The organism is Brevibacterium sp. SIMBA_078 (assembly GCF_046534565.1).
In the GTDB taxonomy this organism is placed as follows: domain Bacteria; phylum Actinomycetota; class Actinomycetes; order Actinomycetales; family Brevibacteriaceae; genus Brevibacterium.
The window spans coordinates 648,600-662,773 of the sequence record NZ_JAWRYQ010000001.1 but is presented as its reverse complement, the minus strand read 5'-3'; the positions used below and the strand labels follow the sequence as shown (position 1 = coordinate 662,773).

Sequence of the window (14,174 nt, the reverse complement as noted above, 5' to 3'; positions counted from 1 at the left end):
TTCCTATGTCCGCCCTGTCATCCGCGCTCGCCTACCGGCGACTGCTCGAATCGAATGCCACCCTGCGCATGCTCCGGGCCGACAACCTCGCTGTCATGGCAGGAACCCTCGACGCTCATCTCGGCAAGCCCGGCACCAGGATGAACACCGAGGATCTGCACGAAAGCATCGACGCCGACCTCGAGGAGCTGCGCGACCACTTCGACCTCTCCCTGCGGACGGCGAAGGCCTACTGCGATGACTGGCGTCGCGCCGAAATCCTCGTCCGCCGTCCTGCCACCGCCGCCAGAGGCGAAACCTACGAGCTCTCCGCCGCCGGGTTCGATGCCATCCGCATGCTCGAACAGCTGCGCACCCCGCCGCAGACCGCCACCGAATCCCGGCTGGTCAGCCTCGCCCAATCCGTGCGACAGCTGGCCATCGACACCGACCCCGACAGCTCTCGCCGCCTCGCCTCCTTGCGCGCCGAACGTGACCGCATCGACGCCGAGATCGCCCGTGTGCGCCGCGGCGATCCGCGCTCCGTCGTCCTCGACAGACGCCGAGCCAACGAACGCGTCTCCGACATCCTCCAGCAGGCGCAGGGACTGCCCGCCGACTTCGCCCGCGTGCGTGCCCGCTTCGAAGAGCTCAACCAGGACTTGCGGATCTCGATCCTCGCCGCCGAGGACTCCCAGTCCCAAGTCCTCGACGAAGTGTTCCGCGGCGTCGATCTCATCGAATCCTCCGACGAAGGCCGCACGTTCTCTGCGTTCTCCGCCCTCGTCCGCGACCCCGAACAGTCCGCTGCCTTTGACGACGACATCGCCGCCATCCTCGACCGGGACTTCTCCGCCACCCTCTCCCTGGCCACCCGCCGTTCCCTGCGCACCCTGATGCGCCAGATGAAAGACGGCTCCCATGAGGTCTCTGACATCCTCACCGAGTTCGCCCGTGGCCTGCGACGCTACGTCCACTCCCACGAATTCCAACGCGACCGCGTCATGCGCACCCTCCTCCAAGAGGGCCTCGCCGCGGCTGCACCCGTGTCGCAGGAGCTCAAACCCTACGACGAGATCGGCATCGATCTCGAACTCTCCAGCGTCTCACTCGGCAGCGTCGGCGAGGTCATCCTGCATGACCCCGAGGAGTTCAACGCCGGAGCGGAACTCGGCGAAGCCACGGACTCCGAGATCGACTTCGCCGAACTCATCGCAGTCGCCCGCGAATCCGAAATCGACTTCGCCGAGCTCACCGAGAACATCAACTCCGTCGTCACCTCCACCCACGAGGCCTCCGTCTCCGACGTGCTCGAGACCTTCCCCGCCACACAGGGACTCGCCAGCGTAGTCGGCCTGTTGTCCCTGGCCAGCACCTATGGCCACGTCGATGTCGGCAACCGCGAAATCCTCACCTGGGCCGGCGTCGACGGCATCGTCCGCACCGCCGCGATCCGCCGCCACTACTTCACCGAAGGCATCACCCTATGAGCCCCACCCACCACGACAACGACACAGCCCCCGCCGAGGTGGGGGCCGCCTCGGCGAGGGAATCCACCGATTCCGCGGACGACCTCAGCCACAACCCCAGCGGTCTGTGGTCCGGTGACACCGGAACGCTGGGAGAGCGCACCCGCCGAGTGCTGCTCGAACTCCTCAAGGGACCGTACGTGTCTGGGACGCAGAGTCCGCAGCTGTGGGCGGCTCTCGTCGCGGACGAAGGTCTCGTCCGTTCGCGCCTGCATGATCTGTTCCTCGACCTCGTCATCGACCGGGTCGACGAATTCGCGTTCACCCGCAAGATCGTCACCGACGAGATCGACGCGCCCGCCGCCGTGCGCAGCGAACGACTCACCTTCCTCGACACGGCGATGCTGCTCGTGCTCCGGCAGCTGCTGTTGGCCGCACCAGGGGAGAAGCGCGTCATCGTCGATCGCGAAGAGGTCTATGAACGCCTCGCGATCTACCGCACCGGGGACGAATCGACGTTCCAGCGCAACCTCAACGGTGCGTGGTCGCGGATGAGCAACCGGCTGCGCGTGCTCCACAAAGCCGGTGAGGATCGCTTCGAGATCTCCCCGATGGTGAAGTTCCTCGTCGACGAGGACCGTGTGCGCGAGCTCATCGCCGTCTACGAACGCATCGCCGCCGGTGAAACCGATGCCGGTGAAATCAACGCTGACGAGATCGATGACGGTGAGGACTCCATCGCCGAGGCGGTCGTGGACAACACCGCCACCGACGCATCGGAATCCGATACCGACACCGAGGAGGACGAAGCGTGACAGAGGCACTCTTCCCGCTCGACGCAGCGTTCGTCGCCGACCAGGCGCGTGCTCGCGGAGCGAACCGACCCGACGTCGGCAGCCAGTGGCGGTTGAGCGAGATCCAGATCGCGAACTGGGGCACCTTCGACGCCGACATCCACCGCATCCCCGTCTCTCACAAGGGCCACCTCATCACCGGGCCCTCGGGCTCGGGCAAGTCGTCCCTCCTCGACGGTATCGCCGCCGTGCTCACCCCGGACAAGTGGCTGCGCTTCAACGTCGCCGCTCAGACCGCGGGCGCCCGCCTCGACCAGCGCAGCCTCGTCAGCTACGTCCGCGGAGCCTGGACGCGCACCGCGGATTCCGAAGAAGATCGGGTCGTCAGCAAATATCTGCGTCCACGCGCCACTTGGAGCGGCATCATCCTCCGCTACGACAACGGCAGCGACAAGCCCCTGTCGCTGGCGCGACTCTTCTTCATCAAGGGGTCGGGAACGAAAATGACGGACCTTTCCGACGCCTGCGTCCTCGAGCGGGCGGACCTCGACCTCTCCGACCTGCAGCACTACGCCCGGTCCGGACTCGAAACCCGCAAACTCAAGGCCGACCATCCTGATGCCGTCGTCACCTCGAACGGCCACCACGGGAAGTTCTATGCACGGATGCGCAAGACGTTCGGCATGGCCGACGAGTCCGCGCTCCAGCTGCTGCACAAGACACAGTCGGCGAAGAGCCTGGACAGCCTCGACCGGCTCTTCCGAGACCATATGCTCGAAAGCCCGGTGACCTTCGACCTCGCCGAGACCGCCGTCGCCCAGTTCGGTGACCTCAAAGACGCTCATGACCATGTCGTCGAACTGCGCAAACAGCGCGATCATCTGCTGCAGCTGCGTGAAGCCGCCTCCCGTTTCGAGACCGCCAATGACATCGCCGCGAAGTCGATCGCGCTCAGCGAATCTCTGCTGCCGTACCAGAAGCGGCGCGAGCTCGATATCCTCCGCGCCGATCTCTCGGCGCTGACCAGGCAGATCGTCGAACTCGAAGTCACCGCTGACCGCGCCAAACGTGACTTCGACGCCGCTGTCGACGAATACGACTTGGCCAGACGGGCCACTTTGGAGCTCGGCGGTTCCGAGGCCGAACACCTTCAGCAGCGTATCGATACCGCCGAGACCGAACGCCGTGCCATCGCCGAACGTTGGGCAGGACTGGCTCGACAACTCGAGCAGGCCGGCATCGAGAATGCGCCGACCACCGCCGCCGAGTTCGCCGAACTGCAGGCTCAGATCGCGTCCAGCCTCGACGACGAGTCCCAGGTGGCCGGACCCAGCCACGCCGACCACGACCGCTTCTCCCAGGCACGGGCGAAAGTCCGCGAACTCGAAGGGGAGATCGAATCCCTGCGGCGGTCCGGCTCAACAGTGCCGAACAACCTCATGGCGATCCGGTCCGAGCTCGCCGCCGGCACCGGACTGAGCGAAAAAGCGCTGCCGTTCGCGGCCGAACTCATCGAAGTCGACCCGTCCGAAGCCCGATGGACGGGCGCGATCGAACGCGTGCTGCGACCGCTGGCGCTGACGGTCCTCGTCCGCTCCGAGAACCTCTCGGCCGTGCGCACCTGGGTCGATGCCCACCGCATCCGCGGCCGGCTCGTCTTCGAGGAGATCCCGCACTCAGTGCCGAGCCCCCGCCCCGTGGGCAGTGAGAAGTCGCTGGTCAACAAGGTGAATGTCAGCGACACCGGCTTCGGCGACTGGGTCCGGACCACCCTGTCCGAACGCTTCGACTTCGCCTGCGTCGACCACCCGGACGAACTCGACGACCACCACCGCGCCGTCACCGTCAAAGGTCAGGTCAAAACCTCACGCACCCGGTACGAGAAGGACGACCGGCGGGCCATCGACGATCGCAGCCAATGGGTCCTCGGCGACCGCGAAGCGAAACTCGAAGCCCTCATCGAATCCCTCAAAGAGGCTCAGTCGGAACTGGCAGCGGCCGAACAGGTGGTCGCGGCTGCCGATGCCGAAACCGCTGCCGCACACCGTCGCCGGGGCATCCTCGCCGGCATCCGTGAACAGTCCTGGCGCGACGTCGACCGGGCCGGTGCCGCCGAAAAGGTCGCGACTCTCGAGCGGCAGCTGTCCGAACTCGAAGACGCCGACGGTGACCTGCAGCAGGCGATCGGAGCCGAACGCGAAGCCAAGGCGGTCAAGGACGAAGCCGAGAAAGCGAAGAACGACGCCGACTACGCTCTTCGCCGTGCGAACGAGGAATCGACGGGGTTGCGCTCGAACATCACCCGGATCGAGGACGACGTCAACGCCGGTCGCATCGCGGAGGTGGAGGACCACCTCGGCGAGGAGTTGGATGATCGGTTCCGGAAGATCCAACGCAGCATCAAGCGGGAGAACCTCGCCGAGGTGGGCCAGCAGGTCTCGCAGGTCCTGCAGGAGGAGAAGGACCGGGCGCAGGCGGATGCCAGCCGTGCCGGTCAGTCCGTGACACGCTTGGCCGCAGAGTTCAAGGCCGCATGGCCGTCGGTATCGTCCCAGCTCACAGCAGAAGTCGATGATCGTCGAGCCTACTTGTCGATGCTCGATGAGATCCTCGCGCACGGACTGCCCGATCATGAGAACCGGTTCCGGGAGCTGCTGCAGCAACGGTCCCGAGACCTCATCGGCGAACTCCTCAACGAGATCCATGCCGCTCCGCGTGAGATCGAGGATCGAGTCGCGCCCATCAATTCCTCCTTGCTGCGCTCGCAGTTCGACGAAGACCGGTACCTGCGGCTGAAGGTCAAGACCCGCCGGTCCGAGACCGTCAACGCCTTCATCGCCGATCTCCGCCTCGTGGCGAGCGGCAGCTGGGGCGAGGACGATATGGAGACGGCGGAGAGGAAGTACGACACTCTCGCCGAGGTGATGCGCCGATTCGCCTCCAGTGAGCACGTCGACAAGGTCTGGAAGACCCAATGTCTGGACACACGACTGCACGTGAGCTTCCTCGCCGAGGAGATCGACGACCACGGTCGCGCACATGCCACCTACGATTCGGGCGCGGCGATGTCCGGTGGTCAGCAGCAGAAGCTCGTGATCTTCTGCCTGGCGGCAGCGCTGCGCTATCAGCTCGCCGACCCGGACGAGGCGATCTCGAAGTACGGCACGATCATCCTCGATGAGGCCTTCGACAAGGCCGACACCCGCTATACCCGAATGGCTCTGGACATCTTCATCGAGTTCGGGTTCCACATGGTGCTGGCGACACCGCAGAAGCTACTGCAGACGATCGAACCCTATGTGGGTGCGGCGACCTCGATCGAGAATCCGAGCCGGCAGAAGACCCTGACCTCGACGATGGTGTGGGACGAGACGGAGCGGGACGGGGCTGGAGCGGAGTCGGTCCCGGAGTCAGAGTCGGAGTCGGAGTCAGTCGCTGGCGCTGGCGAAGAGTCGAGCAGCGCCGGAGCGGCCACGGAAGCTGAGGTATCGGACGGTGCCGGTGGGGCAGATGGGTCTGAGAGGGCGGCCGGCTCCGACAGCATCCGTGTGGCCGGTGAAGTCGAGCTTGAGTTCGAGGATTCGGACGCCCAATGACGATGCTCTCCGTCGCCGAGGCTCGGGGCAAGGCGCGCAGGCGCCTGGCTGCGTCTATGGCTGCCTGGGCGGCGGAGCAGGTCGCGGAGGTGCGAATCGAGATTGCCCTCAAACCGCCGACGGAGCAGCAGGTGCTCGCCGATCAGGCTGCCGCCGCCGATTGGGCAGGGAGGTGGCGGGCTGTCGGAGAACGTTCCGGGAGGACCTCTTCGGTCTCGCCCGGACTCTCCGGGGCGGGCACACCTGCTGAGCTCGAGATCGATTGGGAAGATCGCAGTTGGGCCCGCGTCGGTCGGCAACGCGTCCCGGTCCGACTGCGACTGTTGACGCCTGATGCAGTGGCCGTTTTCGTCGGCGGCGACACCGCTCGAGAATGGCGGAGACTGCGAGTCCGCGCCGTCAGCATCCGGCAGCGACTCGGGTCCGTATCGAACGGCACCGCAGCGAATCGCGACGAAGACACGGAGGCCATCTCGGACGGGGACTCCCTTGCCGCGGCGATACGTTCCCAGTCGAAGCGGATCCTCTCCTTTTCCGATGCCTCGTTCGCGACCGTCATCGACGTCATCGACTGGCTGCGCACCCATCCGCTCGGATCGCTGCGGCCCAGACAGCTGCCCATTCGCGGGGTGGACTCGAAGTGGTTCGAGACCCACCGCAGTCTTGTCACTGCCCTGCTGACCGCGATCGGGCGTGCCGACGCTGTCACAGTCCTCGATGCCGAACCGCGACTGCGGCTGCGCATCCTCGACACGACTCTGATCGCCGCTGCGGATCCCGCAGCCACTGGCGACCGTGCTTCGAACAGCGCTCCCGCCGTGCATCTCGACGACATCACCGCACCGATCTCCCAACTCGGCCGACTGCCCACATCGCCGCGGCTGGTCTTCGTCTTCGAGAACCTCGAATCCGTGCTGGCGATGCCGGAATGGCCAGGCGCGGTGGCGGTGCACGGCTCCGGCTATGCCGTCGACGGGGTCGCTCGACTGGGCTGGATCGCCGGAGCACGTGTGATCTATTGGGGCGACCTCGACTCCCATGGCTTCGCGATCCTCAACCGCCTGCGCAGCCACTTGCCAGAGGTCGAATCCGTGCTCATGGACGAAGCGACTCTGCTCGCACACCAGGATCTCTGGGTGCCGGAACCGAAGCCGAGCACCGGCACTTTTGCACACCTCACCGGCACTGAGGCGCGGGCCCTCGAACGACTCCGCGCCGAAGGCCACGTTCGACTCGAACAGGAACGCATCCCGTGGGATACGGTGCTGAACCGACTGCGGACCGCGGTCGGCACGGAGACGGCGGGCCGCCTCGGTGTGGGTGCCGTGCCCGGAACTGAGCACTATTCGGCATGGCAGCGCCGTCTCGGCGAGGGCTCCGATGACGACCGATAAGCCGCGCGGGGGACTGGCCGCCCTCTGCGTCGCCGAACTGGTGTGCTGGGGTCTGCTCTACTACTCCCTGCCGGTGGCGGTCACCCCGATCTCTGACGATATGGGCTGGAGCCACACGACGGTGACGGCGGCGCTGACTCTCGGACTCATCGTCTCAGCGCTCATGGGGCCCAGCGTCGGGCGCCTCCTCGACAGGCACGGTCCGCAACTGATCATGGGCGCGGGTACGGCCGTCGGAGTCGTCGCCCTCGGACTCGTCGCGATCGCGCCGAACCTCTTCGTGTTCTTCGCCGCGTGGATCCTCGCCGGGTTCGCCCAGGCAGCGACGCTCTACCCACCGGCTTTCGCCGTCATCACGCGCTGGTACGGGGCGGAGCGGACGAAGCCCCTGACGACGATCACGCTCGTCGGCGGGCTCGCCTCGACGGTCTTCGCCCCGATCATCGCCTGGCTCATCGACTGCCTCGGCTGGCGGGGAACCTACGGTGTGCTCGCGGGACTGCTCGCGGTCCTGGCACTGCCGATGCACCTGTTCTTCCTCAACCGCACCTGGACCGACGAGGCGGCCGCGTCGACGGTCAAACCGAGCCGGGCCGAACTGCGCCAAGTCACCCGGCACCCACGCTTCATCACCCTGCAGATCGCCGTCGCTATCGCCACGTTCACCCTCTTCGCGGTGACGATCAACATCATCCCGCTCATCATCGAACGCGGTGCCGACTACAGTCTGGCGGCCATCGCCCTCGGGCTCGTCGGCTTCGGCCAGGTGGCCGGACGATTCGGCTACCCGAGCCTGGAACGGCACTCGTCGACGCGGGCGCGGACGGTCATCCTCTTCGCCTCCGGTGCGGTCGGCCTGTGGCTGCTCGCTCTGGTCCCCGGCCCGATCTGGCTGCTCATCGGTATCGCCATGCTCGGCGGCGGAGTGCGCGGCTGCATGACGTTGCTGCAGGCCACGGCGGTGTCCGACCGGTGGGGAACGAAGAATTTCGGGGCCATCAACGGCGTCTTCGTCGCCCCGATCACCGCGGGCACGGCGCTCGCGCCGGTCGCCGGTCCGGCCTTGGCCGGAGTGCTCGGCGGCTATCCGATGATGGCGGTGGCGATGGCCGGACTGCTCACGCTGGCGACCCTGCTGTCGGCGCGGACGTGAGCGCCGCCTCGGCGAGGGCATTCCCTGACCGGAACGGCAGATATTCCCTGAACCGAGGGTGAGGAATCGGACAGCCGCCCTGGTGGACTTCGGGGCTAGACTGAAAGCGCGGTCAAGGCCCCGAGCGTGGGGCCGCCCCCTGCCGGGGCTGTGAATGCACCCCGGTGCCATGGTTCAACGGAAGGAAGTCAATGCCCACCGTCGCCAGAAACATCGTCGATACCCTCGTCGCCAGCGGAGTCAAGCGCGTCTACGGCATCCCGGGAGATTCGCTCAACGGATTCACCGATGCTCTCCGCGTGAACCCGCAGCTCGAATGGGTCCATGTCCGCCACGAGGAGGCCGCTTCCTTCGCCGCCAGCGGCGAGGCCGCCCTGACCGGTGAACTCGCGGTCTGCGCCGGAAGCTGCGGACCCGGCAACCTCCACCTCATCAACGGGCTCTTCGATGCCCAGCGTTCGCGGGTTCCCGTGCTGGCCATCGCCGCCCAGATCCCCAGCGACGAGATCGGCTCGAACTACTTCCAGGAGACCCACCCGACCGAGCTGTTCCGTGACTGCAGCGTCTACGTCGAGAACGTCTCCTCGGCAGAGCAGATGCCCCGACTGCTGCGCATCGCCATGCGCGAGGCCATCGAGAAGCGCGGCGTGGCCGTCCTCGTCATCCCCGGTGACGTCGGTCTGGCAGACATCGATGCCGCCGCCGAGGTGGTCAAGGCTTACCCGTCGCACATGATCCCCGCGGAGTCCCAGGTCGAAGCCGCGGCCAAGGCGCTCAACAAGGGCAAGAAGACGACGATCCTCGCCGGTGCCGGCACCGAAGGCGCCCATGATGAGCTGCTCGCCATCGCCGAGAAGCTCCAGGCCCCGATCGTCCATACGATGCGCGGCAAGGAATTCGTCGAACCCGACAATCCCTACGACGTCGGCATGACCGGTCTGCTCGGATTCTCCTCCGGCTACGCCGCGCTCAAGGACTGCGACACTCTGCTCATGCTCGGCACCGACCTGCCCTACCAGCAGTTCTACCCCGAGGATGCGACTGTCATCCAAGTCGATGTGCGCGGATCCCAGATCGGGCGGCGCACGAAGGTCGACATTCCGCTTGTCGGAACGGTCGCCGACACCGTCGAAGCGCTGCTGCCGAAGATCAAGGCCAACCGCAGCAGCACGCATCTGAAGTCCCTGACCAAGCACTATCAGAGGACCCGCAAGGACCTCGACGAGCTGGCGACACCCTCGAAGCGGACGATCCACCCGCAGTACCTGACCCGCCTCCTCGATGAGATGGCCGATGACGACGCCGTCTTCATCCCCGACGTCGGGTCACCCGTGGTGTGGGCGGCCCGCTACCTGACGATGAATGGCAAGCGCCGCCTCATCGGATCCTTCAGCCACGGGTCGATGGCCAATGCCCTGTCTCAGAGCGTCGGAGTGCAGTCGGCTTTCGAGGACCGACAGACCATCGCGCTCGCCGGCGACGGCGGACTGGCCATGCTGCTCGGTGAACTCATCACGCTCACGCAGAACAAGTTGCCGGTCAAGACGGTCGTGTACAACAACTCCTCCCTCAACTTCGTCGAGCTCGAGATGAAGGCGGCCGGTTTCGTCACGTTCGGCACGGACCTCGACAACCCCGACTTCTCCACTATCGCCGAGGCGGTCGGGATCAAGGGCTTCCGCGTCGAGAAGTCCAAAGACCTGCCGAAGGTCGTCAAGGAATTCCTCGCCTACCCGGGGCCCGCGGTCCTCGACGTCGTCACCGAACGCCAGGAGCTGTCGATGCCGCCGTCGATCACCGTCGAGCAGGCCAAGGGCTTCGCGCTCTACGCCATCCGCACGGTGCTCTCGGGCAAGGGCGACGAACTCATCGACCTCGCCCGGACGAACATCCGTCAGCTCTTCTGAGGAGCACGCGCCGAGAAACGGGTTGAGCGTCGAGACTCGGGTGTACACACCCGAGTCTCGACGCTCAACCCGTTTCTCGGTGAAGATGAGCGCAGCTCAGCCCAGCGCGTACGGCGCCAGGGCCTGAGCGGTGACGAGGGCGGCGGTCATCGCCTCATGCCCCTTGTCCTCGACGGACCCTTCGAGCCCGGCACGGTCGAGTCCCTGCTGCTCGGTATCGCAGGTCAGCACGCCGAAGCCCACCGGCTTGCCGCAGTCGATGGCGACCCGGTTGAGGCCGTCGGTGGCGGCTTGGCAGACGTAGTCGAAGTGCGGAGTGCCGCCGCGGATGACCACGCCGAGGGCGACGACTGCGTCGAAGTGCGGTGCCAGGCGGGCGGCGGCGACGGGCAGTTCGAAGCTGCCGGGCACGCGGATGAGCGTGGCCTCGGCTCCGGCCTCGGCGGCGGCGCGCTGGGCTCCGTCGACGAGTCCGTCCATGATCTGCGTGTGCCAGGAGGCGGCGACGATGGCGACGCGCAGGTCAGCGGCGTCGACGGTGAGTTCTGGTGCTCCGGAATGAGCCATGAGTATGTCCTTTGTTCGACGGCTCCGCAGAGCCTGGTTCGTGTCTGTGTGAGTGCGCGGTTCAGCTGGCGACGGCTCCGGCGCTGCTTGGGCTTGCCCCGACGGTGCCCGCGCCAGTGCCGGAAGTGCCCGTGACAGTGCCGGATGTGCCCGTGACCTCTGGCAGCGAGAGCACATGGTGCATGCGTTCGCGCTTTGTGGCCAGGTAGTGAGTGTTCTCCGGCCGCGCCGCGACCTCGAGCGGAACCACGGCTTCCACCGTGATGCCCAGCTCTTCGAGAGCCGAGGTCTTCGCCGGATTGTTCGTGAGCAGGCGGATGCGAGTCAGCCCGAGCGAGCGCAGAATCGTCGCCGCGGCATGGTAGTCGCGGGCGTCGTCGGTGAATCCGAGGTCCCGATTCGCATCCACGGTGTCCCGCCCCTGATCCTGCAGAGCGTATGCGCGCAGCTTGTTGCTCAGCCCGATCCCGCGACCCTCGTGTCCGGTCAGGTAGAGCACCGCCCCACCGTGTTCGGCGATGAGGCCGAGCGCCAGGTCGAGCTGTTCACCGCAGTCGCAGCGGTGCGAACCGAAGACATCCCCGGTCAGGCACTCCGAATGCAGCCGCACGAGAGGCGCCGGACCCTCGGCGCCGGATTCCGGGGATCCCGCAAAGACGCCGAGGTGGTCATGCCCGTTGATCGTGAAAGCGCGGGCCCGCAGGCTGCCGTGCTCCGACGGCAGAGCCACCTCCGCGGTCGCCTCGACCGATCCGTTCCCGCCAGGTGCATCGGCAACCGTCACCGAGGCGGCCGCTTCGGTGCGGGAATCATCCGCAGTCGACGCCGTGGCTGCGGCCGAGCTCGACGACGCAGCCGGGGCCGCTGGGACGACCGCCGCGGAGTCGCCCGACGCACCCGAATCACGCAGCTCGAGGTAGGCGATGAGCTGTTCGATCGAGACCATGACGAGGTCGTTGACGTCGGCGAAGTCGCGCACCGCGTCGAAGCGCATCATCGACCCGTCGTCGTGGACCACCTCGGCGATCATCGCCACTGGCTGAGCACCGGCCAGGCGCGCGAACTCGACCCCGGCCTCGGTGTGACCTGGACGTTCCCGGACCCCGCCGTCCTTCGCGATGAGGGGGAAGATGTGGCCGGGTCGCGAGATCGCAGCCGGATCCGGGGCGGTGGCGAGGACTCGACCGGTCTCGGCGCGTTCGGCGGCGCTGATGCCCGTGGTCACCCCGACCGCGTCGCAGCTGATCGTGTAGGCGGTGCCTTTCGGATCCTCGTTGTCGGTGACCATCGGCGGCAGGCGCAGGGCTGCGGCTCGGTCGGCGGTCATGGGTGCGCAGATGACGCCCGAGGTGTGCCGGACGAAGAAGCCCATCGTCGTGGGATCGGCGAACTCGGCAGCCATGATGAGGTCGCCCTCGTTCTCCCGATCCTCATCATCGACGACGAGGATGGGCCGGCCGTCGGCGACGGCGGCGATGGCCGCATCGATGGGATCGAGGCGGCTGGCGTGAGCGATGAGATCAGTCATGATCGACTCCTTGCTGGGTGGCGGTGCGGAAGGACAGGAGGCGCGCGGTGTACTTCGCGAGCACGTCGACCTCGACGTTCACAGCCGCGCCCACCGGCAGCTCGCCGAACGTTGTGTGCGCCAGGGTGGCCGGAATGAGGCCGACCTCCACCCACGCCGAGGATGCACTCGGTTCGGACACGGCCGTGAGCGTCAGCGATACCCCGTTGAGGGCGATCGACCCCTTGACCGCGGTCAGCGGTGCGAGGTCGTTCGGGATCCCGATGCGCAGGGTCGACCAGTCGGGACGGTCGATGCGATCGAGGAGCTCACCGCGTCCGTCGACATGTCCTTGGACGACATGGCCGTCGAAGCGCCCCGAGGCGGGCGTGCAGCGTTCCAGGTTGACGCGGTCGCCCGTGGTCAAGGTGCCGAGCCCGGTCAGGCGCAGGGTCTCGCCCATGACCTCGGCGGTGAACAGGCCCGGACGCTGCTCGGTGGGCCGCCTCGTCGAAGTCAGGCAGACTCCGTTGACGGACAGCGAGCCGCCGAGTTCGAGGTCGGCGACGAGAGGACCCGCGTCGATGGTGATCGCGGCCGAATCGTTCGTGTGCTCGATGGATTCAACGGTGCCGAGTCCTTCGATGATTCCGGTGAACATGTGACTCCAGATTCTGATGCGGTGGTCGGTGGTGGCTGGGGGAGTGCGGCGGCTATATGCCTGATTCGGGGGAGCCGGTTGCGGCCGGCTCAGGGTCCGCAGTCGCGAAGTGCAGCAGGAAGTCCGGGCCGAGCCGTGACACAGCCGGTGTCTCCGTGTCGTCGGGGATCAGCCGCAGCGCCTCGGACAGGGTTCCGACGTCCAAGCCGTCGACACTGCTGCGGCCGGGTCCGATGAGCATCGGAGCCTGATAGCAGAAGACCTCGTCGACGACCCCCGCGGAGAAGAACGCTCCGAGCACCGTCGGCCCGCCTTCGACGAGGAGGTGTCGCACTCCGGCGGCGTACAGTTCGTCCAAGGCCGCCCGGGCATCGTGGGTGCGCAGCTGCAGAGTGTTCGGGTTGAGGGCGAGAAACGATGTGACAGGCAGCTCCGAGGTGCCGAGCACGACGGGCCGCGGTTGGTCGTCGAGCGCGATTCCGTCCGGACCGCGGGCATTGAGACGCGGATCGTCGGCCACGGCAGTGCCGGTGCCGACGAGGATGGCGTCGACTCGGGCTCTGACCTCGTGAGCGTGTGCGCGAGACTCCGCGGAAGTGATCCACTGACTGGTTCCGTCGGCGGCGGCGACGGCCCCGTCCAGGCTCTGTGCGATCTTCGCTGTGACGAACGGGCGGGCCTCGGCCGTCGACCGGACCCAGCGGGAATTGAGAGCGCGGGAGTCCTCTTCGTGCAGTCCCGAACGGACCGTCAGCCCCGCCTCGGCGAGGGTCTGTCCACCGCCCGCGGCCACGGGATTCGGGTCGGGGGAAGCGAAGACGACGGAGGGGATCGCGGCGTTGATGATCGCCTCGGTGCAGGGGCCGGTCCGGCCGTGATGGTTGCAGGGCTCGAGCGTGACGAACAGCGTCGAGGTGGACAGATCGATGTCGAGGTCGTGAGCGGTGGTGATTGCGTCCACCTCGGCGTGGGGCGTGCCCGCACCTCCGTGGTGACCGGTGACGATCTGCCCGTCGGCTGTCAGGATTGCCGCGCCAACCAGCGGATTCGCTCCGCGAACCCCTTCGCGGGCCGCGTTGAGGGCAGCGGTCATCGCCGCGGATTCGAGATCCGTGAATTCCGCTGCTTCGCCTGGCTGCGCGTCCAT

Annotated in this window: 10 protein-coding genes; 6 read left to right on the top strand and 4 right to left on the bottom strand. The window is 66.9% G+C overall.

Going from position 1 to position 14,174, the window contains the following annotated elements:
• Window positions 1-5: 5 nt before the first annotated feature.
• The 6 genes from SB749_RS02970 (at window position 6) to poxB (ending at window position 10,292) form a co-directional block, all read left to right on the top strand.
• Entirely contained in the window at window positions 6-1,469 is a 1,464-nt protein-coding gene (locus SB749_RS02970) for a DUF3375 domain-containing protein (protein WP_410708953.1), read from the top strand.
• On the top strand, window positions 1,466-2,263 hold the full coding sequence (locus tag SB749_RS02965) for a DUF4194 domain-containing protein (protein WP_410708952.1): 798 nt from the start codon (window positions 1,466-1,468) through the stop codon (window positions 2,261-2,263). The genes SB749_RS02970 and SB749_RS02965 overlap by 4 nt, the downstream gene beginning before the upstream one ends.
• Entirely contained in the window at window positions 2,260-5,838 is a 3,579-nt protein-coding gene (locus SB749_RS02960) for an ATP-binding protein (protein WP_410708951.1), read from the top strand. Before SB749_RS02965 ends, SB749_RS02960 begins: the two co-directional genes overlap by 4 nt.
• On the top strand, window positions 5,835-7,232 hold the full coding sequence (locus SB749_RS02955; protein ID WP_410708950.1) for a Wadjet anti-phage system protein JetD domain-containing protein: 1,398 nt from the start codon (window positions 5,835-5,837) through the stop codon (window positions 7,230-7,232). The genes SB749_RS02960 and SB749_RS02955 overlap by 4 nt, the downstream gene beginning before the upstream one ends.
• Window positions 7,219-8,385, top strand: coding sequence for an MFS transporter (locus SB749_RS02950; RefSeq protein WP_410708949.1), 1,167 nt, complete (start codon window positions 7,219-7,221; stop codon window positions 8,383-8,385). The genes SB749_RS02955 and SB749_RS02950 overlap by 14 nt, the downstream gene beginning before the upstream one ends.
• A 191-nt stretch (window positions 8,386-8,576) precedes the next feature.
• A complete protein-coding gene (gene poxB, locus SB749_RS02945) occupies window positions 8,577-10,292 on the top strand; it encodes a ubiquinone-dependent pyruvate dehydrogenase (RefSeq protein ID WP_376904677.1) in 1,716 nt (571 codons plus the stop codon).
• A gap of 96 nt (window positions 10,293-10,388) precedes the next feature.
• Here poxB and ribH read toward each other — a convergent pair whose 3' ends face one another.
• From ribH to ribD, 4 genes are all read right to left on the bottom strand, one after another.
• Window positions 10,389-10,859 carry a 6,7-dimethyl-8-ribityllumazine synthase gene (ribH, locus tag SB749_RS02940; protein WP_410708948.1) on the bottom strand — a complete coding sequence of 157 codons (471 nt, stop codon included), beginning with the start codon at window positions 10,857-10,859 and terminating at the stop codon, window positions 10,389-10,391.
• A gap of 61 nt (window positions 10,860-10,920) precedes the next feature.
• Window positions 10,921-12,387, bottom strand: coding sequence for a GTP cyclohydrolase II (ribA, locus tag SB749_RS02935; RefSeq protein WP_410708947.1), 1,467 nt, complete (start codon window positions 12,385-12,387; stop codon window positions 10,921-10,923).
• Complete coding sequence (locus SB749_RS02930) at window positions 12,380-13,027, bottom strand: riboflavin synthase (protein WP_410708946.1); 648 nt, start codon at window positions 13,025-13,027, stop codon at window positions 12,380-12,382. Before SB749_RS02930 ends, ribA begins: the two co-directional genes overlap by 8 nt.
• Before the next feature lie 52 nt (window positions 13,028-13,079).
• Window positions 13,080-14,174, bottom strand: coding sequence for a bifunctional diaminohydroxyphosphoribosylaminopyrimidine deaminase/5-amino-6-(5-phosphoribosylamino)uracil reductase RibD (gene ribD, locus SB749_RS02925; protein WP_410708945.1), 1,095 nt, complete (start codon window positions 14,172-14,174; stop codon window positions 13,080-13,082).

What these genes read in the sequence shown, in the direction of transcription:
- SB749_RS02970 (WP_410708953.1), top strand. Translation starts at nt 6, where the DNA reads ATGTCCGCCCTGTCATCCGCGCTCGCCTACCGGCGACTGCTCGAATCG.
- SB749_RS02965 (WP_410708952.1), top strand. Translation starts at nt 1,466, where the DNA reads ATGAGCCCCACCCACCACGACAACGACACAGCCCCCGCCGAGGTGGGG.
- SB749_RS02955 (WP_410708950.1), top strand. Translation starts at nt 5,835, where the DNA reads ATGACGATGCTCTCCGTCGCCGAGGCTCGGGGCAAGGCGCGCAGGCGC.
- SB749_RS02950 (WP_410708949.1), top strand. Translation starts at nt 7,219, where the DNA reads ATGACGACCGATAAGCCGCGCGGGGGACTGGCCGCCCTCTGCGTCGCC.
- poxB (WP_376904677.1), top strand. Translation starts at nt 8,577, where the DNA reads ATGCCCACCGTCGCCAGAAACATCGTCGATACCCTCGTCGCCAGCGGA.
- ribH (WP_410708948.1), bottom strand. Translation starts at nt 10,859, where the DNA reads ATGGCTCATTCCGGAGCACCAGAACTCACCGTCGACGCCGCTGACCTG.
- ribA (WP_410708947.1), bottom strand. Translation starts at nt 12,387, where the DNA reads ATGACTGATCTCATCGCTCACGCCAGCCGCCTCGATCCCATCGATGCG.
- SB749_RS02930 (WP_410708946.1), bottom strand. Translation starts at nt 13,027, where the DNA reads ATGTTCACCGGAATCATCGAAGGACTCGGCACCGTTGAATCCATCGAG.
- ribD (WP_410708945.1), bottom strand. Translation starts at nt 14,174, where the DNA reads ATGGACGCGCAGCCAGGCGAAGCAGCGGAATTCACGGATCTCGAATCC.